Source organism: Brachybacterium sp. AOP42-C2-15 (genome assembly GCF_052377065.1).
Taxonomy (GTDB): domain Bacteria; phylum Actinomycetota; class Actinomycetes; order Actinomycetales; family Dermabacteraceae; genus Brachybacterium.
This window is the reverse complement of sequence record NZ_JBQSWK010000003.1, coordinates 152,712-178,051: the sequence shown is the minus strand read 5'-3', so window position 1 is coordinate 178,051 and position 25,340 is coordinate 152,712. Positions and strand designations below refer to the sequence as shown.

General features: G+C 69.2%; 26 protein-coding genes. 14 read left to right on the top strand and 12 right to left on the bottom strand.

All coding sequences use genetic code 11. The features are described from left to right. Window positions 1-765: 765 nt before the first annotated feature. Both ACT3SQ_RS03135 and ychF read right to left on the bottom strand, forming a co-directional pair. On the bottom strand, window positions 766-1,200 hold the full coding sequence (locus ACT3SQ_RS03135) for a DUF3021 family protein (RefSeq protein ID WP_444600822.1): 435 nt from the start codon (window positions 1,198-1,200) through the stop codon (window positions 766-768). Between the two features lies 1 nt (window position 1,201). Beyond that, a complete protein-coding gene (gene ychF / locus ACT3SQ_RS03130; RefSeq protein ID WP_444598981.1) occupies window positions 1,202-2,305 on the bottom strand; it encodes a redox-regulated ATPase YchF in 1,104 nt (367 codons plus the stop codon). 195 nt (window positions 2,306-2,500) lie between these two features. Between ychF and ACT3SQ_RS03125 the strand changes: the two genes are divergently transcribed. Continuing rightward, on the top strand, window positions 2,501-2,908 hold the full coding sequence (locus ACT3SQ_RS03125) for a hypothetical protein (RefSeq protein WP_444598982.1): 408 nt from the start codon (window positions 2,501-2,503) through the stop codon (window positions 2,906-2,908). Window positions 2,909-2,995: 87 nt separating this feature from the next. Here ACT3SQ_RS03125 and ACT3SQ_RS03120 read toward each other — a convergent pair whose 3' ends face one another. Further along, window positions 2,996-3,646 (bottom strand): NAD(P)-dependent oxidoreductase, encoded by a 651-nt coding sequence (locus ACT3SQ_RS03120; protein ID WP_444592074.1) that lies wholly within the window; start codon window positions 3,644-3,646, stop codon window positions 2,996-2,998. A gap of 182 nt (window positions 3,647-3,828) precedes the next feature. Between ACT3SQ_RS03120 and ACT3SQ_RS03115 the strand changes: the two genes are divergently transcribed. Together ACT3SQ_RS03115 and ACT3SQ_RS03110 are read left to right on the top strand one after the other, a co-directional pair. Beyond that, the gene (locus tag ACT3SQ_RS03115) at window positions 3,829-4,191 is read left to right on the top strand and encodes a winged helix-turn-helix transcriptional regulator (protein ID WP_441444967.1); all 363 of its coding nucleotides are present in this window, start codon (window positions 3,829-3,831) and stop codon (window positions 4,189-4,191) included. Between the two features lie 81 nt (window positions 4,192-4,272). Next, complete coding sequence (locus tag ACT3SQ_RS03110) at window positions 4,273-5,484, top strand: DNA recombination protein RmuC (RefSeq protein ID WP_444600821.1); 1,212 nt, start codon at window positions 4,273-4,275, stop codon at window positions 5,482-5,484. 21 nt (window positions 5,485-5,505) lie between these two features. On the opposite strand, the gene ACT3SQ_RS03105 is transcribed toward ACT3SQ_RS03110, so the two are convergent. Further along, window positions 5,506-6,519, bottom strand: coding sequence for a 4-hydroxy-3-methylbut-2-enyl diphosphate reductase (locus ACT3SQ_RS03105; RefSeq protein WP_441444965.1), 1,014 nt, complete (start codon window positions 6,517-6,519; stop codon window positions 5,506-5,508). 196 nt (window positions 6,520-6,715) lie between these two features. Between ACT3SQ_RS03105 and xseA the strand changes: the two genes are divergently transcribed. Together xseA and ACT3SQ_RS03095 are read left to right on the top strand one after the other, a co-directional pair. Next, window positions 6,716-8,140, top strand: coding sequence for an exodeoxyribonuclease VII large subunit (gene xseA, locus ACT3SQ_RS03100; protein WP_441444964.1), 1,425 nt, complete (start codon window positions 6,716-6,718; stop codon window positions 8,138-8,140). Then, complete coding sequence (locus ACT3SQ_RS03095) at window positions 8,137-8,460, top strand: exodeoxyribonuclease VII small subunit (RefSeq protein ID WP_441444963.1); 324 nt, start codon at window positions 8,137-8,139, stop codon at window positions 8,458-8,460. Before xseA ends, ACT3SQ_RS03095 begins: the two co-directional genes overlap by 4 nt. Window positions 8,461-8,584: 124 nt before the next feature. On the opposite strand, the gene ACT3SQ_RS03090 is transcribed toward ACT3SQ_RS03095, so the two are convergent. After that, window positions 8,585-9,232 carry a DUF4245 domain-containing protein gene (locus tag ACT3SQ_RS03090; RefSeq protein WP_444600820.1) on the bottom strand — a complete coding sequence of 216 codons (648 nt, stop codon included), beginning with the start codon at window positions 9,230-9,232 and terminating at the stop codon, window positions 8,585-8,587. Window positions 9,233-9,480: 248 nt separating this feature from the next. Here ACT3SQ_RS03090 and ACT3SQ_RS03085 point away from each other — a divergent pair, with 248 nt between their 5' ends. Then, window positions 9,481-10,392, top strand: a complete 912-nt coding sequence (locus tag ACT3SQ_RS03085; protein WP_442332750.1) for a carbohydrate kinase family protein — start codon at window positions 9,481-9,483, stop codon at window positions 10,390-10,392. 132 nt (window positions 10,393-10,524) lie between these two features. Then, entirely contained in the window at window positions 10,525-11,940 is a 1,416-nt protein-coding gene (locus tag ACT3SQ_RS03080) for a class II fumarate hydratase (protein WP_444600819.1), read from the top strand. Window positions 11,941-12,062: 122 nt separating this feature from the next. Here the strand turns inward: ACT3SQ_RS03080 and ACT3SQ_RS03075 are convergent, their stop codons facing one another. Further along, window positions 12,063-12,953, bottom strand: a complete 891-nt coding sequence (locus tag ACT3SQ_RS03075; RefSeq protein WP_444600818.1) for a hypothetical protein — start codon at window positions 12,951-12,953, stop codon at window positions 12,063-12,065. A gap of 125 nt (window positions 12,954-13,078) precedes the next feature. On the opposite strand from ACT3SQ_RS03075, the gene ACT3SQ_RS03070 reads away from it, so the two are divergent. After that, a complete protein-coding gene (locus ACT3SQ_RS03070) occupies window positions 13,079-13,465 on the top strand; it encodes a hypothetical protein (protein ID WP_444600817.1) in 387 nt (128 codons plus the stop codon). Further along, on the top strand, window positions 13,446-13,838 hold the full coding sequence (locus ACT3SQ_RS03065; RefSeq protein WP_444598985.1) for a MerR family transcriptional regulator: 393 nt from the start codon (window positions 13,446-13,448) through the stop codon (window positions 13,836-13,838). The genes ACT3SQ_RS03070 and ACT3SQ_RS03065 overlap by 20 nt, the downstream gene beginning before the upstream one ends. 18 nt (window positions 13,839-13,856) lie before the next feature. Here ACT3SQ_RS03065 and ACT3SQ_RS03060 read toward each other — a convergent pair whose 3' ends face one another. Continuing rightward, complete coding sequence (locus ACT3SQ_RS03060) at window positions 13,857-15,167, bottom strand: PhoH family protein (protein WP_441444973.1); 1,311 nt, start codon at window positions 15,165-15,167, stop codon at window positions 13,857-13,859. Between the two features lie 457 nt (window positions 15,168-15,624). After that, window positions 15,625-16,383 (bottom strand): isoprenyl transferase, encoded by a 759-nt coding sequence (locus ACT3SQ_RS03055; protein ID WP_441444972.1) that lies wholly within the window; start codon window positions 16,381-16,383, stop codon window positions 15,625-15,627. A gap of 246 nt (window positions 16,384-16,629) precedes the next feature. On the opposite strand from ACT3SQ_RS03055, the gene trhA reads away from it, so the two are divergent. Then, window positions 16,630-17,505 carry a PAQR family membrane homeostasis protein TrhA gene (trhA, locus tag ACT3SQ_RS03050; protein ID WP_444600816.1) on the top strand — a complete coding sequence of 292 codons (876 nt, stop codon included), beginning with the start codon at window positions 16,630-16,632 and terminating at the stop codon, window positions 17,503-17,505. A 101-nt stretch (window positions 17,506-17,606) separates the two neighbouring features. Here the strand turns inward: trhA and ACT3SQ_RS03045 are convergent, their stop codons facing one another. Further along, window positions 17,607-18,068 (bottom strand): hypothetical protein, encoded by a 462-nt coding sequence (locus ACT3SQ_RS03045; RefSeq protein WP_444600815.1) that lies wholly within the window; start codon window positions 18,066-18,068, stop codon window positions 17,607-17,609. Next, window positions 18,065-18,976, bottom strand: a complete 912-nt coding sequence (gene mca / locus ACT3SQ_RS03040; protein WP_441444954.1) for a mycothiol conjugate amidase Mca — start codon at window positions 18,974-18,976, stop codon at window positions 18,065-18,067. The genes ACT3SQ_RS03045 and mca overlap by 4 nt, the downstream gene beginning before the upstream one ends. A 217-nt stretch (window positions 18,977-19,193) precedes the next feature. Between mca and ACT3SQ_RS03035 the strand changes: the two genes are divergently transcribed. Continuing rightward, window positions 19,194-19,586, top strand: coding sequence for a DUF4307 domain-containing protein (locus ACT3SQ_RS03035; protein ID WP_441444953.1), 393 nt, complete (start codon window positions 19,194-19,196; stop codon window positions 19,584-19,586). Between the two features lie 205 nt (window positions 19,587-19,791). After that, the gene (greA, locus tag ACT3SQ_RS03030) at window positions 19,792-20,283 is read left to right on the top strand and encodes a transcription elongation factor GreA (protein WP_441444952.1); all 492 of its coding nucleotides are present in this window, start codon (window positions 19,792-19,794) and stop codon (window positions 20,281-20,283) included. A gap of 169 nt (window positions 20,284-20,452) precedes the next feature. Here the strand turns inward: greA and ACT3SQ_RS03025 are convergent, their stop codons facing one another. Further along, window positions 20,453-21,943: an AI-2E family transporter gene (locus ACT3SQ_RS03025; RefSeq protein WP_441444951.1), complete on the bottom strand. Its 1,491-nt coding sequence runs from the start codon at window positions 21,941-21,943 to the stop codon at window positions 20,453-20,455. Between the two features lie 180 nt (window positions 21,944-22,123). On the opposite strand from ACT3SQ_RS03025, the gene ACT3SQ_RS03020 reads away from it, so the two are divergent. Beyond that, on the top strand, window positions 22,124-23,113 hold the full coding sequence (locus ACT3SQ_RS03020; protein WP_441444950.1) for an ABC transporter ATP-binding protein: 990 nt from the start codon (window positions 22,124-22,126) through the stop codon (window positions 23,111-23,113). Then, entirely contained in the window at window positions 23,098-24,810 is a 1,713-nt protein-coding gene (locus ACT3SQ_RS03015; protein WP_442332224.1) for a hypothetical protein, read from the top strand. The genes ACT3SQ_RS03020 and ACT3SQ_RS03015 overlap by 16 nt, the downstream gene beginning before the upstream one ends. Here ACT3SQ_RS03015 and ACT3SQ_RS03010 read toward each other — a convergent pair. After that, a complete protein-coding gene (locus tag ACT3SQ_RS03010; RefSeq protein ID WP_441444948.1) occupies window positions 24,807-25,340 on the bottom strand; it encodes a GNAT family N-acetyltransferase in 534 nt (177 codons plus the stop codon). The genes ACT3SQ_RS03015 and ACT3SQ_RS03010 overlap by 4 nt on opposite strands.

Genomic DNA, 25,340 nt, shown 5'->3' with positions numbered 1-25,340 from the left:
CACATAGGTCTCGACGATCTCCCAGCGCCGGAACCGAGCGAGGTTCTCACAATCCTCGCGCTGGCGTTCGATGGCGAGCCCATCCATCTCGCGGTCCTGAGAGATACGGAGGTAGATGGCTGCCTTGCGGGGTGCGCTGCTCATACGTGCACCATAACAGCATCACGTAAGCAGTGTTCGGGACACAGGAATATGCGCTCCCCTCCTACAATCTCGGAAGGATCACGCCGTTGGGCTGCAGGCGTGGCAATACTACTTTCGGCGGCGTCACCATAAGAAGTCAGCGGTCCATGAACGGCCAGACCGGCCAGAATTGGCTCGCGGGTGGCACACGGCCGGCGCAGGCATGCTCGGGGCCCGTTGACTAGCCGAACTCGTGCCTGCTGAGTGGGGCTTATGAAGCCTCTACGCTCGCCAACATTGAACTCTCAAGCCGGTCTATTGCGTTGGCCTCCAACCGGTTAGCCTCGGCGAAGTCCTTCCAGCACTGGTACGCAGCGTCTCCACGGACTTCATCGATCGGCGGGAGGATCACGTCGTCCAGGTCGCCCGGGTAAACGGCGTCGACCACTGAGCCGCACGATTGCGCCTTCACCTGAGCCTGTACCTGCCAGCTGGCGAAACACAGGTAGAGCCAGCCCGGGTTCACCCCGGCACGTGGGCGAACGCGCATTACGTGGTTGTTGGCTAGCCGAGGTGCCCCAAACGCACTTACCCGTGATCGTGCGCGTGTGCGCGGTCTTATTCTACCCCTGAGGGTCAGCTCTATGCCTGCTTCTTCTCCTGAACCCGGTAGACGACGTAGCCGATTGTCCAGCCAACGATGCCGAACAGTAAAAACACACTGATGGCCACTGGCAGAGTGAACCATTCGCTGAAGAGAAGTAGCGGAAATACGGTTGCGAGCATCGCAAGAAAATGTACGAGTGAGCGTTTCGTGAGAGACCACGAGTTGATATCGTAAATCGGTATCGCAGCAATGGTGACCGCCGCAATAAGCCCCGCAACCAACGTGCTCTTCGATTGGGCGGCATCCTCGATGAAGAATGAGATTGCCACCATGACTGTGCCCGTTATTACGCCTGAAATAGCGAACGGCCGCATTTGTCTCATACCTGTGATTCTAGCCGCGGCCTGCCCGTGAATGAAGCCGCCCACCGGCTGCACAGAAGGGAGCGTCGTCGGAGCTAATCCAGGCATGCTACTTCTTACCTCCAGATGTAAGTCCTGTCCTAAACTCGACCACGTCGCCGTCCTTCATGACGTAGTCCTTGCCCTCGATGCGCACCCAGCCCTTGGCCTTGGCCTCCGCCATTGAGCCGGCCTCCATGAGCTGGTCGAAGGAGACGATCTCGGCCTTGATGAAGCCTCGCTCGAAGTCGGTGTGGATGACGCCGGCGGCCTGGGGGGCGGTGGCTCCCTTGGGGATGGTCCAGGCGCGGGACTCCTTGGGGCCGGCGGTCAGGTAGGACTGCAGGCCGAGGGTGTCGTAGCCGACACGGGCGAGCTGGGCGAGGCCCGACTCCTCCTGGCCGGTGGACTCGAGCATCTCGGCGGCCTCGTCCTCGTCGAGCTCGATGAGCTCGGACTCGAACTTCGCGTCGAGGAAGATCGCCTCGGCGGGGGCGACGAGGTTACGCAGCGCCTGCTGGGAGGCGGCATCGGCGAGCCCCTCCTCGTCGGTGTTGAAGACGTAGATGAAGGGCTTGGCCGTCATCAGCTGCAGGTCCCGGATCGCGGCGACGTCGATGCCGGCCGCCTCAGCGCCCTGGTAGAGGGTCTTGCCGGTCTCCAGCAATGCCTTCGCCTTGATGACGTTCTCGAGCACGGCGGAGTCGACCAGGCCGCGCTTGGTGTCCTTCTCCAGGCGCTGCATCGAGTTCTCGATGGTCTGGAGGTCGGCGAGGATCAGCTCGGTGGTGATGACCTCCATGTCGTTGGAGGGGTCGGTGGAGCCTTCCACGCGGGTCACGTCGGGATCGGCGAAAGCGCGGGTGACCTGGCAGATCGCGTCGGCCTCGCGAATGTTGGCGAGGAACTTGTTGCCCAGGCCCTCGCCCTCGCTGGCGCCCTTGACGATGCCGGCGATGTCCACGAAGGACACCGTCGCCGGCAGCAGCTTCTGACTGCCGAACACGGTGGCGAGCTCCGCCAGCCGCGGATCGGGCAGCGGCACCATGCCCACGTTGGGGTCGATGGTCGCGAACGGGTAGTTCGCGGCGAGGACCTCAGCGCGGGTCAGGGCGTTGAAGAGGGTCGACTTGCCAACGTTGGGCAGTCCCACGATTCCGATTGTTAGAGCCACGGGAGCTGATTCTACGGGACCGTGCCCGGCCGTGACCCCGCCCCGGGGGTGACGTCGCAGACCCCATGAGGATCACCTGGACATTCGGGCCTTCGCCGTCGGCGGTGGTCAGCACAGTGGGCGCTCGTCGCAGCGCGCCGCGCGGGTACCGGCTCGGCCGGCTTCTGGGGAGGGCGTGATCTTTAGACTCGGAGCATGTCAGCCTCGCGCGCCTCCATGACCTACGCGACCGCCCTCAACCGCAACGAGCTGTTCGAGAGCCCGGGGCTGCGCCGCGACATCCCCTCACTGATGACTCCTGAAGAAGAGGTGCTGCTGGTGCTGCCGGGTGTGGCCGGCGACTTCCCGGAGGTCATGATCGTGACCGCTGCGCGCGTGATGATCGCCGCCGTCGCAGGGCCGATCAAGCAGGCCAAAGTCAAGCGGGAGGTACCGGCCTCCGAGGTGACCGGTGTGACCTACCGGCCCGGGCTCTTCGCGCGCGTGAAGGTGGCCGCCGCCTCGGGCCGCGAGCTGAAGATGGTGCCGCACCGCAGGGCCGACGCCGAGCGCTTCACCCGCGAGTTCGACCATCTGCTCCGCACGGGCTCGCTCCCCTCCTGAACGATGACCGGCCGGCACGACAGCGAACGGCCGGGCCCCGGTGAGGCCCGGCCGCTGCGCAGAGGCGGATCAGCGCGCGAGGGTCGTTCAGTAGGCGACGGCGAAGCGGGCGCGGCGGTGGGCCGGCGTCTCGACCTCGTCGAGGATCGCGAGGGCCAGATCCGCGCCCGAGAGCTCGGAGTTCCCCTCCTCGTCCGCGAGCATCACGTCGCCGCCGACGCGGTAGGTGCCCTTGGCCTCGCCCGGGTTCATGCCGTTGAACATCGCGGCGGGGCTGACGAAGAACCAGTCCAGCTCCTCGCCCTCGGCGCGCAGGTCCTCGAGGACGGCGTCGAGCTCACGGGCCTCGACCTTGAACGGCTCGGGGAACTCGGGGATGTCAACGAGCTTGGGGCCGCCCTCGGAGACGAACAGCGAGCCGGCGCCCCCGATCACGCCGAGGCGGACGCCCTTCTCGGCGGCGAGGCCGCGGAGGTCCGTGTAGGCACTGCGCAGCAGGCCCGCCTCGGCGAGGTCGCCACGGGGCGACGCGGCCGCGATCACGACGTCGGCGCCGTCCAGGAGCTCTGCGAGGAACTCCGCATCGCGCACATCGCCGGCGCGGTGGGTGGTGCCGGCGGGCAGCGACTCCGGCGCGGTGCGACTGACGGCGACGACCTCGTGGCCGCGGCCTGCCGCTTCCGCGACGATGTGGCTCCCGGCGTATCCGGTGCCTCCCAGAACGATGATGCGAGCCATGGGCTCTCCTTCCGTGCGCTCTCCTGAGCGCGGTCGAGATCACGGGGCGAGGATGCCCCTGGCCCGCTGCAGATGCCGTGGACCTTGACACTCACCGTAGGTAACCTAGTCTCTAATGGGAAGTAGGCACTTTGCGGTAGCCATCCCTCCGCGGTATTCCGTCCCTCACAGAGGAGCTCGTGATGGCCCTGTTCGACTTCGACCCCTACAACCGCGAGTGCCCCTCGCGACAGCTGCTCGACCGCATCGGCGACCGCTGGACGGTGCTCGTGATCGGCATGCTCGAGGACGGCCCGCAGCGCTTCTCCCAGATCTCCCGCCGTGTCGACGGCATCTCGCAGAAGATGCTCACCCAGACCCTGCGCTCGCTCGAGGCCGACGGGCTGGTGCTGCGCACCGCCTATCCGGAGATCCCGCCGCGGGTCGAGTACGAGCTCACACCCCTCGGCCGCTCCCTGCTGGCGCCGCTGCACGGCCTGGTGGAGTGGGCGCGGCAGCACATGGACGAGGTGCAGGCCGCGCGGGCCGGCTCCGCGCTCGCCTGAAGTCCCTCTCCGTCGGCTCCTCCGTCGGCCGACGGGCGTGGCGGCGCTCGCGCGTCACACCCCCGTGGTGTGCTGGGGCGCATGAGCGGAACACAGATGCTCCTGATCGGGCTGACCCTCGGCGCGGTGCTCGGCGCCGCGGTGACCTGGCTGCTGCTGCGCGAGCGCGCGCGGGCGCTGGTGGACAGCCGGCGCTCCGAGACGGATGCGGCCGGGCAGCTGCTGCGTCTGGCCGATGAGCGCCACGAGCGGGATGTGGCCCGGCGGGACGCGGCGGAGGAGGAGCGCGAGGTCGAGCTCCAGCGCACCCTCGCCCCGATCTCCTCCACGCTCGCCCACCTCGAGCGGTCCCTGGCCCGCTCCGAGGCTGCGCGCATCGAGGCGGAAGGAGCGCTGCGGGCGCACCTCGGCCAGCTCGCCCAGCGCGCGCAGTCCCTCGAGTCCGGCACGAGCGCCCTCACCGCCGCGCTGCGCGCCCCCACCGCACGCGGGCGCTGGGGCGAGGTGCAGCTGCGGCGGATCGTCGAGGCCGCCGGGATGATCGAGCACGTGGACTTCTCCGAGCAGCTCTCCGGCACGCGGGCCGACGGGAACGCCGGGCAGCGCCCGGACCTGGTGGTCCACCTCTCCGGGGACCGGCATGTGGTGCTCGATGCGAAAGCGCCGATGGACGCCTATCTCGATGCGACCGAGGAGACGGACCCGGAGCGCGCCGCGTCGCGCCGGAAGGCTCACGCGAAGGCGCTGCGCCACCACGTGGGCGTGATCTCCGCGAAGGCGTACTGGAAGGCGCTCGGGGACACCCCGGAGTTCACGGTGCTGTTCGTGCCCAGTGACGGAGTGCTGGCCGCGGCGCTCGAGACCGATCCCCATCTGCTCGAGGATGCCTTCGCCAAGGACGTCGTGATCGCCTCCCCGTCCACGCTGGTCGCGCTGCTGCGCACCGTCGCGCACACCTGGCGCACCGACGCCTTGAACCGCGATGCCCGCGCCGTGCTCGACGCGGGCCGGGAGCTGCACCACCGGCTCGGGACCTTCACCGGGCACCTGGGCAAGGTGGGCCGTTCGCTGGACTCGTCGGTCGCCGCGTTCAACGAGGCGGTCGGTTCCCTGCAGTCGCGCGTGATGGTCACCGCACGGCGATTCGAGGAGCTCGGACTCGCCGGCACCCCGGTGGACGAGGTCGAGCAGCTCACGCGACGGGCGCGCACACTCGATGAGGAGGAGATCGCGGACCTCGCCGCACCGGTGGAGTCCCGTTCGCAGCCCCTGCGCGAGGACCGTACGGGCTGACTCGGGCGGGCAGCGCTCAGATCAGGACTCGGCGGTCGCACCCTCACCGGTGGGCTTGGTGCGGCTGTCGCTCACACCCCGGTTCTTCATCTCCTGGCGCAGCTCGCGCGGGAGGGAGAACATCAGGTCTTCCGTCGCAGTGCGCACAGGCTTCACGTCTCCGTAGCCCCGCTCGGCCAGCTCGGCGAGCAGCTCCTGGACCAGCACGTCCGGCACCGAGGCACCGGAGGTCACGCCCACGGTCCCGACGCCCTCGAACCACTCCTCGCGCAGCTCGGAGACCGAGTCGATGCGGTGGGAGGCCTTCGCGCCGGCATCCTTGGCGACCTCCATCAGGCGCACGGAGTTCGAGGAGTTCGGGGAGCCGACCACCAGCACCAGATCCGCGTCCGGGGCGATCTTCTTGATCGCGACCTGGCGGTTCTGGGTGGCGTAGCAGATGTCATCGCTGGGCGGGGCCTGCAGTGTCGGGAAGCGTTCACGCAGCTTGTCGACCGTCTCCATCGTCTCGTCGACGCTGAGGGTGGTCTGGGAGAGCCAGACGACCTTCTCGGGGTCGCGCACGGTGACCTTGTGGACGTCGTCCGGCGAGTTCACGATCTGGACGTGCTCGGGTGCCTCGCCAGCGGTGCCCTCGACCTCCTCGTGGCCCTCGTGGCCCACCAGCAGGATGTCGTAGTCCTGGCGGGCGAAGCGCACCGCTTCCTTGTGGACCTTGGTCACCAGGGGGCAGGTCGCATCGATGGTGCGGAGATTGCGTGCCTCGGCCATCTCGCGGACCTTCGGGGAGATGCCGTGGGCGGAGAAGATCACGAGCGCCCCCTCGGGGACCTCGTCGACCTCCTCGACGAACACGGCGCCCTTCTCCTTCAGACGGTCCACCACGAACTTGTTGTGGACGATCTCGTGGCGCACGTAGATGGTCTCGTCGTAATGCTCCAAGGCACGTTCGACGGCGACCACAGCTCGGTCGACACCCGCGCAGTAGCCGCGCGGCTCGGCAAGAAGGACGGTTCCGGTGCTCACGCCTCCCATCGTAGGAGGCGAACCGCGCTGGTGGCAGGGTGGTGGGGCAAGACTCACCATCCCTCCACAGGCACCCTCGCTCCACAGGCACTGTGCGGCCACAGGCGCTGTCCCTCCACAGGCACTGTCCCTCCACAGGTGCAGTGCGTCCACAGCCGGGCCCGGCTGCGATGAGCTGTCCGGACCTCGTGCCAGAGTGGACCCCATGACGCAGACCTCTCCCGAGCCGGATGCGGACAGCGGCGCGGCAGCCCGGCCCGCACTGGCCGCCACCGCAGCGCAGACCACCGCAGAGAATCCGTGGCCGCTGCGGCAGCTGTCCGTCAAGGTCGGCGAGTACGTGGCGAGGATGGCCCCACTGTGGGTCGAGGGCGAGATCGTCCAGCTCAACCGTCGACCGGGCGCGGGCATGAGCTTCATGACGCTGCGGGACATCGACGTGGATATGTCGTTCTCGGTCCCGGTTCGCGAGCATGTGCTGCGCACCCTCCCGGTCGAGCCGGTCCCGGGTGCACGGGTGGTGATCCACGCCAAGCCCACCTTCTGGACCAAGCGCGGAAGCCTCCAGCTCGAAGCCGACGACATCCGTCCGGTGGGCCTCGGTGAGCTGCTGGCCCGGCTCGAGCAGCTCAAGCGCGTGCTCGCAGCCGAGGGGCTGTTCGCCGCCTCTCGGAAGCAGCCGCTGCCGTTCCTGCCCCGCGTGGTGGGCCTGATCTGCGGCCGGGAATCCGCGGCCGAGCGAGACGTGGTCGTCAACGCCCAGCGCCGCTGGCCAGCGGTGAGGTTCGAGATCCGTGAGGTCGCGGTGCAGGGCGCGAAGGCGGTGCGGGAGGTCTCCGCAGCCTTGCGCGAGCTCGACGAGCGCGAGGAGGTCGACGTCATCATCATCTCCCGTGGCGGCGGCTCCCTCGAGGATCTGCTGCCCTTCTCCGACGAGCAGCTGACCCGGCTGGTCGCCGCCGCGAAGACTCCGATCGTCTCCGCCATCGGTCACGAGGTGGACACCCCGCTGATCGACCTCGCGGCGGATGTCCGCGCGTCCACCCCCACCGATGCCGCGAAGCGGGTTGTCCCCGATATCCAGGCCGAGGTCGAGCAGCTGGACCTCGGCCGCACCCGGCTGCGAGCGGGGATCCGGGCCCGCATCGAGCGTGAGCAGTCCGCGCTGGATGCGATGCGATCGCGGCCCGTGCTGGAGAACCCGGCCACGATCCTCGCTGGCCGGGCGGACGAGATCCGGTCCCGGATCTCCCTGGCCCGCACGCTGATCGGCTCCCGCCTGGACCGGGCGGCCGACGAGGTCGATCACCTGGGACGCCAGGTGCGCTCCCTCAGTCCGTTGGCGACCCTCGAGCGCGGCTACGCCGTGGTCCAGGACGCCGGCGGCACGATCATCCGCGCCCCTGACCAGTCCGCCACCGGGCAGGCACTCTCGGTCCGCGTGGCCGGGGGTCGCTTCGGGGTGCAGCGCACCACCGATGACCCGTACACCCCTCCTGCGCAGCCCACCCAGGCCTTCCCTTCCGAGCAGGACGTCGCTTCCGGCAAGACTCTGCCCTCCGACCGGGCCGTCCCTTCCGACCAGGCCCTGCCCTCCCACCAGACCACCCCTCCCGAGGAGACCCGATGACCCCGAGCACGAGCCCCGAGAACGAACTGACGGCGACCGAGGGCGACCCCGCGGCCAGCAGCCCCTCGGTCACCCCCGCCGACGGTGCGCAGCAGCTGCCCGCCGATATCGCTGAGCTCTCCTACGAGGCCGCCCGCGACCAGCTCGTCGATGTCGTGCGGCGGCTCGAATCCGGGCAGGGCGGGCTCGAGGATTCGATCGGGCTGTGGGAACGCGGCGAGATGCTCGCCCGCCGCTGCCAGCAGTGGCTCGACGGCGCCCGCGAACGCCTCGACGATGCCGTCGCCGCGCGACGCTCTGAGGACGGCGCCTCACGCTGACGCAATGCGGCTGAAAGCCGCTCGACTGCGGGCCAGTGCGGCTTCGCGCGGCCCAGCGCCGACCATCAATGCAGCAGTGTGGCCCCGGGTCGCGCGGCCATGAGGCAGTGCGACTGCGGGCCGTTCAGCCGATCGACGTCAGAGCGGCGCCCGCGAGCTCCTCGAGCTCGGCCTGCTCGGCATCGCCGTGGACGAGGAAGCCCCAGTCCGTGCCCTGACAGGAGATGCCGAGCTGCCTGGAACTCTGCTCGCCGCCGCTGAGCAGGCTGCACTCGGCGCCCTCAATGGTGAGCTCCCCCTCGACGACACTGCCCGGCAACGCTGCGGAGAGCATCGGAGCACTGACCTCAGAACCCTCGGTGAGGGTCACCAGCTGCCCCTGCGGTGAGGAGTACTGCACCACCCAGCGCGGGTCCTGCCCATCGGCGAAACGTGCGGAGCGCTCGCTCCACTCCTCCCCCACCGCAGGCACGGCCACCGGGAACGGCACGCTGCGCTGTGCACGCTCCGCGCTCGCGGACACATCGAGCTCGGAGTTCTCCAGCGGCTCACGCTTCAGATCACTGCCCACGCCGAAGAATGCGATGCCGATCACGACCACCACCGCCATCGTCAAGGCGAGCGCCCACACCATGTTGCGCAGCACGGTGTTCTTCTTCGACGGCAGCTCATAGGCGGACTTCGGCTGCGGCCGGGGTGCCGGGGACGCTGGCTGCGCGGTCGGCGCAGCCTGCTCCGGAGGTGCGGAGGTCTCGTGGTCGGGATCGTGCATGACCCCATTGTCCCTGCTCCCCTCCGCGCTGGCTGTCAGGGTGAGGCGCCCCACCCGTCGACCTCACCACAGGCACTGACACGCGCCGCGCCACCTCGTGCAGCACAGCGCCCGGACCTGGCTGCACCGGATCACCGCGAACCAGACCCGCCGCACGGCACGGCACGGCACTGCAGGCGGCCGGTCGCTGCGCCCCGCCGCCTGCTCCCGCGTTCGCCCCGCCCCCAGAAACCTGCAATGATCGAGCGGTGAACGCGAGATTCCTGATCGTCGGAGAAGCACTCACTGACATCGTCGTCGACGCCGACGGCGTCCGTCGTGAGCATCCCGGCGGGTCCCCCCTGAACGTGGCCGTGGCGCTCAGCCGCCTCGGCCATCCCACCGACCTCCTCACCCGCATCGGCAACGATGCGCGCGGCGACGCGATCCGTGCCCATCTGGAAGCGTCAGGCGTACGGCTGACGGCCGGCAGCTCGGTCGCCGCGCCGACCTCCACGGCGCTCGCACAGCTGGATGTCACCGGAGCTGCCACCTACGAGTTCGATCTGCTCTGGGACCCGGACCCGTCGGGCCTGCCCGCTCAGATCGAGGCCGTGCACACCTCCTCGATCGCCGCAGTGCTGGATCCCGGCGCCAGCACGGTGCTCGATGTGCTGCGCAGCCGTCGGGAGAGCGCGACCATCAGCTACGACCCCAACGCCCGCCCTTCCCTGATGGGGGCGCCGGAGCTGGTGCGCGAACGGGTCGAGGCGAGCATCGCCCTCAGCGACGTCGTCAAGGCGTCGGATGAGGATGTGGCCTGGCTGTACGGCACAGACGACGTGGAGGATGTGGTCGCCTCCTGGCGTGAGCTCGGCCCCGCGCTCACGGTGATGACCCGGGGCGCCGAGGGCGCAGTGGGCTTCGCCGAGTCCGGCCGGGTGCAGGTCTCTCCCGTCGTCGTCGACGCTGTCGACACCGTCGGTGCCGGGGACACCTTCTCCGCCGGGATCCTCGATGCCCTCGCAGCGAAAGGCCTGCTGGGGGCTCAGAAGCGTCCGGCGCTGGCCGCGATGCCGAGCGTCGAGGTCGCCTCGGTCCTGAGGCGCGCCGCGGCGCTCGCCGCGATCACCGTCTCTCGCGCGGGAGCGAACCCGCCCTGGAGCCACGAGCTCAGCTGACCGGCCATTGCGGCCGGCACATCCGCACCGGGGCTCCCGCACCCTCGACGGCTCCCGCGCCCCAGACCACTTCTCCTGCCCCTGTTCGTTCCCACCGATCCACTGCATGACAACCCCGAGGGAGGCCTCTCCATGAACCAGTCCACGACCGCCGCGCAGCAGGATGGCTACCGCATCGAGCACGACACCATGGGCGAAGTGCGGGTGCCCGCCTCGGCCCTGTACCGGGCGCAGACCCAGCGTGCAGTGGAGAACTTCCCGATCTCCGGTCAGGGCCTGGAGCCCGCACACATCCACGCCCTCGCCCAGGTGAAGAAGGCAGCGGCGCGCGCGAACCAGGACCTCGGGGTGCTGGACTCGGCCATCGCCGACGCGATCGTCGCCGCGGCGGATGCGGTGATCGCCGGCGAGCATGACGATCAGTTCCCGGTGGACACCTACCAGACCGGCTCCGGCACCAGCTCGAACATGAACATGAACGAGGTGCTCGCGACGCTCGCGACGAACGCCGGCACCGAGGTCCACCCCAACGACCACGTGAACTGCTCGCAGTCCTCGAATGACGTCTTCCCCACCTCGGTGCACGTGGCGGTCACGCAGGGCGTCGTCGAGAAGCTGCTGCCCGCGCTCGCCCACCTCGCCGAGTCGCTCGAGAAGAAGGCCGAGGCCTGGAAGAGCGTCGTCAAGGCCGGCCGCACCCACCTGATGGACGCCACTCCGGTGACCCTCGGCCAGGAGTTCGGCGGCTATGCGGCATCGATCCGCTACGGCATCGAGCGTGTGGAGGCGGCTCTGCCCCGCACCGCTGAGGTCCCCCAGGGCGGCACCGCCGTCGGCACCGGCATCAACACCCCGATCGGCTTCCCGCAGAAGGTCATCGCGAACCTCGCCGAGCAGACCTCGCTGCCGCTCACCGAGGCGCGCAACCACTTCGAGGCGCAGTCCAACCGCGACGGCCTGGTGGAGATGTCCGGTGCGCTGCGCACCATCGCGGTCTCCCTCACGAAGATCTGCAATGACGTGCGCTGGATGGGCTCGGGCCCCAACACGGGCCTCGGCGAGATCTCGATCCCTGACCTGCAGCCGGGCTCCTCGATCATGCCGGGCAAGGTCAACCCCGTGATCCCCGAGGCCGTGCTGATGGTGTGCGCAAAGGTCATCGGCAACGACGCCGCGATCGCCTGGGGCGGCGCGCAGGGCTCCTTCGAGCTGAACGTGCAGATCCCGCTGATGGGCACGAGCCTGCTCGAGTCGATCCGGCTGCTGGCCAACGCCTCCACCGTGCTGGCGGACAAGACCGTCGACGGGCTGGTCGCGAACGAGGAGAAGGCCCGCTTCTACGCGGAGGCCTCCCCCTCGATCGTCACCCCGCTGAACAAGCTGATCGGCTACGAGTCCGCCGCGAAGATCGCCAAGCACGCCGTCGCCGAGCGCATCTCCGTGCGCGAGGCCGTCGTCGCGCTGGGCTTCGTGGAGCGCGGCGAGCTCACCGAGGCGCAGCTGGACGAGGCCCTGGACGTGCTGTCCATGACCGCGCCGAAGGCCTGATCAGAGTCTTCTGAGCGACGGGGCGCCCCACCGGTCGGTGGGGCGCCCCTTCCTCTGTCATGGCGTAGTCAGAGGTCGCGACGCAGTCGGCGGTCGAGACAGCGTCAGCGGCCGACACAGTGTCAGCGGTCGAGCTCGTGCCATCGTCCGAGCGGCATCTCGGCGGCTGCGCGAGCGGTCTCGGGAGCGATCTCACCGCGGTCCTCGAGGGCGCGCAGCACGCGGGCCCCGTTGCGTCGCAGCGCATTCTGCTCACGCTCCTCCAGCAGTGCGACGGCCCAGCCGAGAGCTGCCACCGGTCCTCGCGGGCCCGAGTGCTGCTGGCGCCATTCGGTGTCCTCGGTCAACGCGTGCTGGATCCGTTGCAGATCGCGGGCGTGGGCGTGTTCGAGGCTCCGCAGCGAGGTGACGGCGAGGAGATTCCCGATCGCCAGTGCTGCGGCGGCGATGTTGAGGGATGCCGGGCTCCCCCAGTCCCCCGTCCCACCGCGGATCGCGAGGAACAGGCCGCTGAACAGCACCAGAGGGAAGACGAGCAGGACCGCGACTGCGCTGATCAGTCGCACCACGTGGGCCCTCGCCGGCCAGACCGCCCATGCGAGCAGGAGTACGAGCTGCACCGCGATCACCAGCAGCGAGGTGACCTCGAGTGCTTCGAGAAAGCGACCGGTGCGATGATCCAGGACTGCTGGGCTGCTCGAACCGGTGTGCCGGGGGATCAGCAGCAGCGGCAGCGACGGCAGCGCGATGAGTGCGGCCCAGAGCGCCCAGCGCAGCGGTTTCAGCCCTGCTCGGAGCCGCGGGTGCAGGAATGGGGTCTCCGTCTCGCCATGCCGCCGGGTGTCGAGCACCGTCGAGGCCAGGTGTCGATCCCGGCGTACGAGCCGCGCCTCGGCCTCCGCCACGGTGAGCGGGCCCTCGGCCGTCCGCGCCCACTCCGCGACATCGTCCAGCTGCTCCCGTGCGCGGCGACGGGCGGCCCGTCGGGTGGTGCGGACGGATTCCTCGGGCACGATCGCGGGTCCTCTCGGCACCGTGATGGCGCACTGCTCAATAGTTCTGCGCCATCAGTGTGCACCAGGGACGGCTCCGGAGCGCTCCTTGACCTGGAGTGCACTCCAGGTGGTGTGCTCACTCCATGATGATGCTCCTCGCTCTCGTGCCCTTCACCCTGCTCACGCTGATGCAGCTGCTCGCCCTGGTCGCTCTGCGCAGCGGCCTGCAGGAGGGCGTCGTATCCCTCGCGGCAGCCTGGCCGTCCGTGCTGGCTTACGTGCTCGCGGCGCTGCTGTGCTGCACCGCCCTCGGTCTCGCCCTGGGCCTCGGGGCGTGGGGGAACGGTGGCGACCACAGCAGGGTTCTCGCCCTCACCCTTGGAGTCGGGGCCGGTGCCATGGTGGTATTGGGGCCGCTGCTATGGGGCCATGCGGCCGGTGAGTTCACCCTGTCCCATCACCTGGTGCGGGCTCTGCTGGTCGCGCCCGCCGTCGTGCTCTACTGCTGGTATGTCTCTGCTCATCGGTGAAGTCTCCGCCCGTAGCGGGCTCAGCCATGACACTCTGCGCTATTACGAGCGGGTGGGAATGATCCCCGCTCCGGAGCGGGATGCGACTGGCCGGCGCCGCTACGATGCGGCGGTGCTGGACCTGCTGCGGATCGTGGATGCCCTGCGGCGGGCGGGGTTCTCGCTCGCGCAGGTCTCCTCCGTGCTGGAGGTGAAGGCCCGCACCCGGACGGTGAGGGGGCGCACCGTGGCGATGCGGCAGGCGATCGCGCTCCTCGAACAGGATCTGGACAGCCGCACCGCAGCGATCGCGGATGCCCGGAGTCTGCTGTCCTCCTGGCAGGAGGAGCTCGATGCCGGCGAGCCGTGGCCGGACACGCCCCTGGACTGCTGAGGGGCGCGACCTCCCCGATCAGAACACCGGCTCGTCCAGCACGTGGGTCACCAGCTCTGCGACCTTGGAACGCTCGGAGCGCTGCAGGGTGATGTGGGCGAAGAGGTCCTTCTCCTTGAGCGCCTCGACCACGGAGGCGATCCCGTCATAGCGGCCGATGCGGAGGTTGTCGCGCTGGGCCACATCGTGGGTGAGCACCACCCGGGAGTTCTGCCCGATGCGGGAGAGCATCGTCAGCAGCACGTTCCGCTCGAGGGACTGGGCCTCGTCGACGATCACGAAGGCGTCGTGGAGGGAGCGGCCGCGGATGTGGGTCAGGGGCAGCACCTCGAGCATGCCGCGCGAGAGCACCTCGTCGATCACGTTCTGGGAGACCATCGAACCCAGGGTGTCGAACACGGCCTGGCCCCAGGGCCCCATCTTCTCGCCCTGGTCGCCCGGGAGGTAGCCGAGCTCCTGACCGCCCACGGCGAACAGCGGGCGGAACACCATGATCTTGCGCTGGGTGCGACGCTCGAGCACGGCTTCGAGCCCTGCGCACAGCGCCAGTGCGCTCTTGCCGGTGCCTGCGCGGCCGCCGAGGGAGACGATGCCGAGGGACTCGTCCTGGAGCAGGTCGATGGCGATCCGCTGCTCGGCCGAGCGGCCTGCCACCCCGAACACGGTCTGATCGCCCTCGACCAGGCGGACCTCGCGATCGCGGGTGACGCGCCCGAGGGCAGAGCCGCGGGGGCTGCTGATCGTCAGCCCGGTGTGCACGGGCTGATGCGCCACTTCAGGGATCTCGACCGTCTGGCCGTCATAGAGATCGGCCATCGTCTGCTCATCGACCGCGGTGGTGACCAGGCCGGTGTAGCCGCGATCGCGCGCCAGCTCGGCGCGGTACTCCTCCGCGTGGATGCCCGACGCGCTCGCTTTGATCCGCATCGGCAGGTCCTTCGAGACAAGCACCACGTTCTTGCCCTCGAGCTGCAGGTTCTTGGCGACGGCGAGGATGCGGGTGTCGTTGTCCCCGAGCCGGAACCCGTCCGGCAGGGAGGCGGTGCTCATGTGGTTGAGCTCGACGTGCACGTGCCCGCCGTCCTTGCCGATCGGCAGCGGCTGGGCGAGGTTTCCGTGCAGCTCGCGCAGATCATCCAGGAGGCGCAGGGCCTGGCGGGCGAAGTAGCCGAGGTCCGGGTGGTGGCGCTTGGCCTCGAGCTCCGTGACCACCACGATCGGGAGCACGATGTCGTGCTCGGCGAAGCGATGCAGGGACAGCGGGTCCGAGAGCAGCACGGAGGTGTCCAGCACGTAGGTGATCACCCCGGTCTCGACCTCAGCGAGCATCTGCTGAGCGGCGCCGGGGAGCAGCGAGGGGACCACCGGGGCACCGTCGGGGTTCGCCGCGTCGATCACCGCCGCTCGGCTGCGGGTGCTGAACGATGCCGTGCCGTCGGTGGCGGGCATCGTCTCGCGAGCAGTGATGGTCTCTTCCATGGGTGCCTCCCGAGATCGAGCGGATGCCTGGACCATAGCCGCGCCGGCAGCCGCCATCGGGCGCGTACCGCAGGGTGCGGGTACGACGTTCACCCGATCGTCACCGGGTGTTCTGCAGCACTCCCGGAGGCCTTCAGTGTGCCACCGGTCACAGCAGGTGGCGTGGAGGCGGGCGGGAGTGTTCGCTCTGCCGTGCCACGTGACGCCCGGCTAGACCCCCATCCAGACGCCCCGCCGCACCCTCAGCCGCTCTCCCCGCAGCGCCCACAGCCGGACCCCGCCCGGGCCGAGACAGGACCTCGTCCGTTCAGGCGCCGAAGCGGCGCTCCCGGCGGCAGAAGTCCCGCAGCGCCCGCAGCAGGTCGATCCGTCGGAAGCCGGGCCAGTAGGTCTCGCAGAACCAGTACTCCGAGTGCACGGACTGCCAGAGCAGGAAGCCCGAGAGGCGCTGCTCGCCGGAGGTGCGGATGATGAGGTCCGGGTCGGGCTGGCCGCGGGTGTAGAGGTGCTCGGCGATCGAGTCGACGCTGATGGCCGAGGCGATCTGATCGCCGTCGAGCCCCTGCCCGGAGAGGTCGCGCACGAGCTCGCGCACCGCGTCGACGATCTCCTCGCGGCCGCCGTATCCGATGGCGACGTTCACGGTCAGCGAGGATTCTCGAATGACCTGCTCCTGAGCCCGGGCGATCCCGGCGCGCATCTCCTCAGGCAGCGCCTCGGCATTGCCGGTCAGCCGCACGCAGTGACCGGCCTGGATGATCTGCTCGATAGTGCCGGTGATGATCTCGTAGAGGGCGACGAGCTCCTCGGGCGGGCGGCGCAGATTGTCGGTGGAGAGCATCCATACGGTGACCAGTGGGATGTCGAGACCGTCGCACCAGGAGAGGAACTCGAGGATCTTGGCGGCACCGACGCGGTGGCCATGCTCGGTGGTCTCCCCCGCCTCCTTCGCCCAACGGCGGTTGCCATCGACGATCACGCCCAGGTGCTGCGGGAGCGAGAAGGACTCGAGCTCCTTGGTGAGCCGACGCTCGTAAACGCGGTAGAGGAGACCGTCGTCGTCCATCCCAGCCTCCGTTCCGTCCCGCTGTTGCTCATACCCGGTGGTGCTCATGCCCGCTGGCACTCATGGATGCCCGCGCCACGGGCCGTTCTCCACCCCGCCTCAGCGACGCGCGGTCGTGGGCGCTGGGGCGCACCTGTCCATTATCGGTCACCCTGCGGCGCGGCCTCGACGAACCCGGGAAATCGACACCGGATGGACACAGCGAGCACACCATTAACCTACGGCCCCGTAAGTTACGGTGTTCTCATGAATTCCGGATTTCGACACGAGGACGGCCGGCGCCCTTCCGGGCACATCCCCGACGCTTCTGATCACGCACAGACCGCACCCGAGTTCGAGGATCCCGCCGCGCGGGAGCTCTTCGAGGCGACCTCGGGCAGCGGGGGCACCGAGCTGCCGTCCGACGACGACCTGCCCACTGCCGAGAAGTTCCCGTTCGCTCCGCGCACCCTCACCCGGGCGATGGCGCAGCGGGCCACCCAGCTCGGCCTCCAGCTGCCCAAGCCGCGCCTGCGCGGGACGCTGCACCTGATCGCGTTCCCCACCTCTTTGGTGGCCGGCCTGATGCTGGTCGCTGTCGGCGACACCTTCGCGATCCGCCTGGCCTGCGCGGTCTTCGTGCTCACCGCGGGCCTGCTGTTCGGCATCAGCGCCGTCTATCACCGCGGCACCTGGACCCCACAGAAGGCGATCATGCTGCGGCGCTTCGACCACGCGAACATCTTCCTGATCATCGCCGGCACCTACACCCCGATCGCGGTGGCGATGCTCGAGCCTGGCTCGGCTCGCACCCTGCTGGCGATCGCATGGGGCGGCGCGCTGGTCGGCGTCTGCTTCCGGCTGTTCTGGACCGGTGCGCCGCGCTGGATCTACGTGCCCGCCTACATCGCGCTGGGCTGGGTGGCGGTGTTCTACATGCCGCAGCTGCAGGCCAGCGGCGGCTGGGCCGTGGTCTGGTTGCTGGCGACCGGCGGCCTCGCCTATACGGCGGGCGCGGTCATGTATGCGCTCAAGCGCCCGAATCCCTCACCGGCCTGGTTCGGGTTCCATGAGCTCTTCCATGCCGGGACCCTGATCGGCTTCGGCTGCCACTTCGCGGCAGTCACGGTTGCCGTGGTCTGACGAGTCGCCGTGATCTGGCGGGTTGCAGTGATCCGACGGGACGCCGTGCCCTGATGGGCCGCAGCATTCCGGATGGGCCGCCGTCAGCTGACGGTCGCCGCTCAGCGGTCCTCGGTGGAGGGTCGGGTCCCGCCCTCGGGGCGGTCGCCCGCTGGGCCATTCGCCTCAGAGGTCGGCTGGTCCGTCGTCGATGGGTCCTCCGCCGGCTGCTCGCTTGCCGACTGGTCCGTCGTCGGCTGAGTTTCCACCGGCTGTGTTTCCACCGGCTGTCCGTCCACCGACTGTGCATCCACTGGCCCGCCGTCGGCTTCCGCCGCCGCCTGTTCGGCCTCGGCGCGCTCTTCGGCCTCGATCCGCTCCTTGAGCCGTGCCTGGGCCTGGATCCGGCGGGTATGGCGGGTCATGCTGATCGCGAGCAGCACCACCAGCACCGCCAGCACGAAGGCCGCGAAGAAGCCCGGCAGCCCCGGCGAGACGGTGACGGAGTTGAGCTCTCCGCCGTCGGAGGGGCTCGGGGCGGCGAACACCAGGCCGGCGTCGAGCAGAAGCTGTGCCCCGTTCATGCGCGCGCCTCCATGGTCTCGTTCCGCAGCCCTGCGAACAGGTCGGTCTCAGGAAGCTTGACCCCGATCCGAGAGATGTGCAGCTCGTAGTCCTCGGTGCCCCAGGCCGCGGTCTCGGCATCGTGCGAGATGCGGAAGAACGGCCCTTCGGGATCGACCTGGGTGGCGTGCGCCCGCAATGCATCGTCCCTCACCGCGAGGTAGTCACGGACGTCGATGCGCGTGGTGAGCAGCCGATCATGGCTCTCGTCGTAGTGCTGGAGCATCTGATCGAGCTCCTCGTTCGGCGTTCCTTCGGTGCGCAGGTGCCGGCTGACCGCCGAGAACCGCTGCCGGTGGAAGCCGTTGATGTAGTAGAGCTTCGCGATCGACCAGGGATCGCCCAGCTCGGGCGCGAAATCCGGGTCCGCTGCGAGGTCGAAAGCGGCCACGCTGATCCGATTGACCTGGATGTGGTCGGGATGCGGGTAGCCGCCGTTCTCGTCATACGTGGTCATGACATGGGGGCGAAGGCGACGCACGGACTCGACCAGGGGGCGCACCGCCTCCTCGACTGGGGTGGCGGCGAAGCTCCCGGCCGGCAGCGGTGGCAGCGGGTCGCCTTCGGGGAGCCCTGAATCGATGAAGCCCAGCCACTCGTGGTCCACGCCGAGGATCTCTTTGGCGCGCTCCATCTCCCGGCGACGGATACCGGGCAGGGCCTCGACGGTCACGGTCGGGTCATCACGCAGGCGCGGGTTCAGGACATCGCCGCGCTCACCGCCGGTGCAGGTGATGACCGTGACCTGGACACCCTCGCGCGCATATCGAGCAGTCGAACCGGCACCCTTGGACGACTCGTCGTCCGGATGCGCGTGGACGGCCACCATCCGCAGTGGTTCATCGGAAGCGGGCAGCTGGACGGTCACGGGACTCCTCGGAGGCGGCTGGACGGTGTCGGGACCCCCAGCGACGGTGCGCATGCTCTGCACGGAGCCGGTGGGGTGCACCAGCGTCCGATCGTACGCCACCCCCGCTGAGTGGAACCGGGAGGAACCGGGGATTCCCGGACGACGTGACAGGCACCTCCCCACCTGTCCGGACGCTCCCGGGGAGCACCCGGACAGGGTCTGGGAGACTGGCCCCATGAACGACGTCAGGGAGCGGCACGCCGACCGCTATGGGAAGCCGCTCGTCAGCCGACGCACCGCCCGTGTGCTCCTCGCGCTCGCTGTCGCGGCGTTCGTGGCCGTGGTGCTCTACGTGGGGATCCAGGCCGCGAGCACGCCGGTCCGTTCCGAGGTGCTCTCCTACGAGCATCTCGCCGATGACTCGATCGGCGTGGACTTCATGGTGACCATGGACCCGGGCACGGAGGCGAGCTGCCGTATCCAGGCGCTGAACAAGGGCCGTGCGCAGGTCGGTTTCGTGGAGACGGAGATCCCTGCCCAGGAGGATCGACGCACCGCGCACCACGTCGAGATCTCGACCCAGGGCGATGCGGTCTCTGCAGAGGTCGTCAGCTGCTCCGCACGGTGAGCTGGCCGCGGTGATTACTCGATGCGCGTAAACGTGCCGGGGATCCCCGGGAAAGCGTTCCGCGCGGTGTAATGTATTCCGAAACCGGCTCGACGCCGATTGATCATCACCCGCACACGGGGCGCATGAGGACATGTGCCCCGTGATTCGCGTATATGGGGATCGTTTCCCGATGCGCACTACCGAGGACGACAGGAGTGAACCCATGAGCAGCCAGCCTAATGGCGCCTGGCTCACCCAGGACGCGTACGACCGCCTGACCAAGGAGCTCGCGGAGCTCGAAGGTCCGGCACGCGCAGAGATCACGGAGCGCATCGCTGCGGCTCGTGACGAGGGGGACCTGAAGGAGAACGGCGGCTATCACGCCGCTCGTGAAGAGCAGGGCAAGATGGAGTCCCGGATCGCGGATCTCCAGCGTCTGCTGAAGAACGCCGTGGTCGGCGAGGCTCCGAAGGACGACGGCGTGGTCGAGCCCGGCATGGTCGTGGGCATCACGATGGCCGGCAAGGAGCGCACCTTCCTGCTGGGGAACCGCGAGATCGCTGACGGCGACGACGACCTCGAGGTGTACTCCTCGGAGTCGCCGCTGGGCAGCGCGATCCACGGTTCCCGGGTCGGTGACACCGTCGAGTACACGGCGCCGAACGGGAAGACGTTCTCGATCGAGATCCTGACGGCCACGCCCTACAAGGCGTGACCCGCACGGCGTGAGCCGCCGCCCGAGATCGCGGGCGCAGAGCATGAAGGAAGGCCCCCGTCCCGGCAGCTGCTGGGATGGGGGCCTTCTTTCACGCATTCAACGAGCGCCCGCCCGGGGCAGGCGCCCAGGCCGGGCGCCTCGGGGCCCGAGCGGGCGGGCGTGGAGCTCAGATGCCGTCGCGGTCCTCGCGCGCCGGGTCGTGTAGCGGGTCCTGCGGCGCGTCTCCTCCCGCGTCGGCCACGGGGGTGCCGGAAGCCGGGAGGTCCGCGTCAGGGGCCGGATCCACCGGAGCCGGATCGGAACCCGCTGTGGTGGTGGCAGGAGTCGCAGTGGCGGTGACAGGAGCCGCGGCGGTGGCTGCAGCACCGGTGGTGGCCGCGCCTCGGGGAGCGGTCTCACCTCCGCGGACCGCGCCGGCCGGGCGCACCGTGGAGGGGCGCAGCGCGGCGAAGCTCGGGATCGCGAGCTTGATCCCGCCACCGCTCTCCGCGCCCGCTGCGGGGGCTCGTTTGCGGGTGAGCGAGGCGAAATGCTCGCGGCTCGCCCTGTCCTCTCCGAGATCCGGGCTCGGGTCTCGGCCCACCACGTACAGCAGCGTGGCGTTGACGAAGGCGATCACCGGGATCGCGAACAGCGCGCCGGGGATGCCGGCGATCATCGCGCCTCCGGCGACTCCGAGGAACACCGCCAGGGGGTGCAGCTCGACAGCTTTGCCCATCAGGAACGGCTGGAGCACGTTGCCCTCGATCTGCTGCACTGCGAGCACGATCGCGAGCATGATCAGCGCCCCGATCCAACTCTTCAGCACGAGCACCAGCAGCACGGCGATCACGCCGGAGAGGATCGCGCCGACCAGTGGGATGAAGGAGAACAGGAACACGAGCAGCCAGATCGGCACCGCATAGGAGCCGAGCCCGAGCGCCACCATGCCGATGGCGATGCCGATGGCGTCCACGGCGGCGACCAGGATCTGGGTGCGCATGTACGCCGACAGCGCCTTCCAGCCCCGGCGGAACGCTTCATGGGTGGGGACCCGGGCCGCGGGCGGCAGCAGGCCCACCACCCAGCGCCAGATCCCGGCACCGCCCGAGAGCAGGAAGAACAGGGTGAACAGCGCCACCAGGATGCCGGTGACGACGTTGCCGAGCACTGCAGCGGTGCTGAGCGCTCCGGAGACCAGCTGCCCGGAATACTGCTCAAGCTGCTGGAGGCCCTCGTCGAGTGCTGCGTTCATCATCGGCAGGTCGATCTGGAAGGTCGTGGTGGCCCACTCCACGAGGCCCTGGAACCCCGTGACGGCCTTGTCCTGGATATCCGCGAACTGTGCGAACAGCTGCCGTCCGGCGAGGGTGAACATCCCGGCGATCACCAACAGCAGACCGAGCAGCGCGATGCCGCTGGCCGCAGTTCGCCCGAGGAAGGTGTAGCGGGTGAGGACCTTGACGATCGGCGTCAGCAGCGCGGCGAGCAGGATGGCGATGAGCACCGGGATCACGATGGTGGTGATCTGCAGCAGCCCCCAGATGATCAGGGCGGCGGCAGCGACGACGACGATGAGCCGCCAGGACCACGCCGCAGCTCGACGAACGCCCAGCGGGATCTCCTCGACCTCCGGCGCGAGGCTCGAGGCCCTCGGGGTGGCGCGCAGCTTCGACATGGGACTCCTTCCGTGAGCCACGGCGGCTCAGGGGCATCCTAATCACGCACGCTCGAAGATCCGCACGCGAGCGCGGGAACGGGACCGACAGCGAGACCAGGACCGGGACCGACGAAGGTCGGCCCCTGACTCACCGAGCGGGGGGCATGTGCCTGACCTCGCGGGAACTACCGTGATCCCATGCACAGTGAGCACCCGTCCTCCTCTCCTGATCTCGAGGTCCCCCACGCGCCGCCCTCCCAGGCGGCCCCCGCTCCTTCCGGAGTGACCCCCGCTCCTTCCGGAATGACTCCCGCTCCTTCAGGGATGGCCGCCGGCCCTTCAGGGATGGACCCTGCTCCCTACGGGGCGGCCCCCGCATCGCAGCCGGTCCACGGGGTCGCCGCGCCGATCGCTGCCGACGCGGCGATCCCGGAGCGGAGCGCGCTGTCGATCCGAGGCCTGCGGAAGTCCTTCGACAAGACGGAGGTCGTGCATGGGATCTCCCTGGATGTCCCCCGCGGCTCCTTCTACGGGATCGTGGGCCCGAACGGGGCGGGAAAGACGACCACGCTGTCGATGGCCACCGGGCTGCTGCGCCCGGACGGAGGCACCGCCCATGTGCTCGGGCACGACATGTGGGCCGAGCCGCAGCAGGCCAAGGCCCTGCTCGGGGTGCTCGCCGACGGGCTGCGCACCTTCGACCGGCTGACCGGTCGGGAGCTGCTCACCTATGTCGGCCTGGTGCGCGGGATGAAGGCCGACGTGGTCGAGGAGCGGATGGAGTCACTGCTGACCGCACTGGACCTCGCCGGAGAGGACGGCAAGCTCGTCGTGGACTATTCCGCCGGCATGACCAAAAAGATCCTGCTGGCCAGCGCACTGCTGCATGCGCCCCGGATGCTGGTGCTGGACGAGCCGCTCGAGGCGGTCGATCCGGTCTCCGCGCAGGTGATCCGCAAGATCCTCACCGCCTATGTCGACGGTGGCGGCACCGTGGTGCTGTCCAGCCACGTCATGGAGCTGGTCGAGGGTCTGTGCAGCCACGTCGCCATCATCGCCCAGGGCGAACTGCTGGCCGACGGCACTCTGGACGAGGTCCGTCACGGCGGCAGCCTGGTCCAGACCTTCATCGACCTGGTCGGCGGCGGCGACGTCGCGGAGGGGAGCCTGTCGTGGTTGGAGTCCTGAGCAGCGAGCACGCAGCGACCGCCTCAGCAACGGACGTCCACCACGGTGCGATCTCGCAGAAGCACCTGATCCGCCTGCAGCTGACGCTCAAGTGGACGCTGTGGAAGCGGTCCTACCGCAAGAACGTCGGCAAGCTGGTCGGCACCATCTTCGGTGTGCTGTACACCCTCGGCGCCCTGGTGGGCCTGGTGTTCCTGTTCCTGGGCACCACGCTTTGGGCTGGGGAGGGCTCGACCTTCCCGCTGATCGTGCGGGGCCTGGGGGCTCTGGCCGTGCTGCTGTGGTTCCTGATCCCGGTGGTCGCCTTCGGCCTCGACGACACCCTCGATGCGCGGGCCTTCGCGCTCTTCCCCCGCAGCGCGAAGGAGCTCCAGCCCGGCATGTTCGCCGCTGCAGCGCTGAGCCTGCCCAGCCTCTTCACGCTGCTCGCGGTTGCGATCGCGACCGGGTTCGAACTGCTGTGGCTGATCGTGTTCGGCCAGGGCGCTGCATGGATCATCCTGGGTGCGCTCGCCCTGGTGCCGGCGAATCTCGCCGCCTTCGCCCTGTGCCTGCTGCTGCCTCGAGCCTGGTTCGCGCATTCGGCGAGCCGCGCCTCCTCGCGCAGCGGGCGTGAGGTGGGCGGGATCCTCGGCTTCCTGCTCATGTTCATTGTGATCTACGGCTTCTCGCTGGGCATGCAGCGCGTCTCCGATCTCGACTTCACCCTGCTGGGGCGCATGATGCCCACGGTCGTCGAGGCGCTCGCATGGACCCCCGTCGGCGCGCTCTTCGCCGTACCGATGGATCTCGCCGAGGGCCGGGTGCTCACCGCGCTCGTCCGGGCCCTGATCGGGGCGGTCACCATCGCGCTGGTGTGGCTGTGGTGGCGACGTTCGATCGATCTCTCCCTCACCTCGGCGCTCACCGGGGATGCCTCCTCGGGGAACACCAAGGTCTCCCCGCTGGTGCCGCGCTTCATCGCCCCGAGCGCCTTCGGCGCGGTGATGGGCAAGTCGCTGCGCTACTGGCGCCGCGACACCCGCTATCTCGCGGCCCTCGGCATCTATCCGGTGATCATCGTGTTCTTCGTGGCGATGGGGTTCATGCTCCCGGAATCACGACCGATGATGCTCGCGATGACGATCCTCATGTGCGGGATGAGCGGGATCAGCCTGGCCAACGAGATCGGTTTCGACGGTCCCTCGGGATGGGTCAACATCGTCACCGGACTGCCCTCCCGCGCAAACCTGACCGGCCGCATCGCCGCGATGGCGGTGCTCATGGTGCCCGGCGTGGTGGTGGCGACGATCGCGATCCCGCTCCTGTACGGGATGGCGGACCTGATGCCGATGACGGTGATGATCTCGCTGGGGGCGATGGCCTGCGGCTGGGGCATCTCGATGGTGACCGGCGTGCTGCTCCCCTATCCGAGCTCGCCTCCCGGCACCAACCCGATGAAGGACAAGTCCGCCTCGAGCTCGAACGCGATGGTCGCGATGACCGTGGCGATGGTGGGGGTGTTCGTGCCGCTGATCCCGGCGATCGGCGTGGGCATCTGGGGTGCCGTCTCAGGCAGCCTCGCCCTCACCCTGCTCGCGGGGGTGCTCGCGCTGGTGGCCGGTGTGGTCGTGTTCCTGGTGGGTCTGCGGATCGCCGTGGTGCGGCTGGACGCACGCTACCCGGATGTGTTCCAGAAGGTCCGCAACCACGTCTAGCGAGTGGCCCGCGGGCTCTGGGAGAGGTCGCGTTCCATCACCAGCGCATCGATCCGTCGGCCGCGGATCCGGTAGTAGCCGCGCCGACGGTCGATCTCCCGGTACCCGGCAGCCGCGTAGAACGCGCGCGCCCGAGTGTTGTCCTCCCGCACCTCGAGCAGCATCCGCTCGGCGCCGCCTTCCTGTGCCTGCTCCTGGCACCAGTTCAGCAGCGCCCGGCCGATGCCGGCGCCCTCGCGGCGGGTGCCGATGGTGTGCAGGTCGGCGATGTCTCCGGCGAGCATGATCCCGGCGTACCCGAGCAGCTCGCCGTTCCCCTGCGGCCCGGCCGCGGCGATGACGTAGCGACGGTCAGGGTGCTCGATCTCGGCGGCGAGCTGGAAGACGTTCCAGGCCTCGTCGGGGAACAGCTCGAGCTCGGCGAACGCGATCTCCTCGACGTCCTCGATATTCGCCGGGCGCAGCGCCCAGGCGGGGTCGACAGCCGGCTCGCCGGAGGGCACGGCGGGCGGGACTGCGGGGCCGGTCAC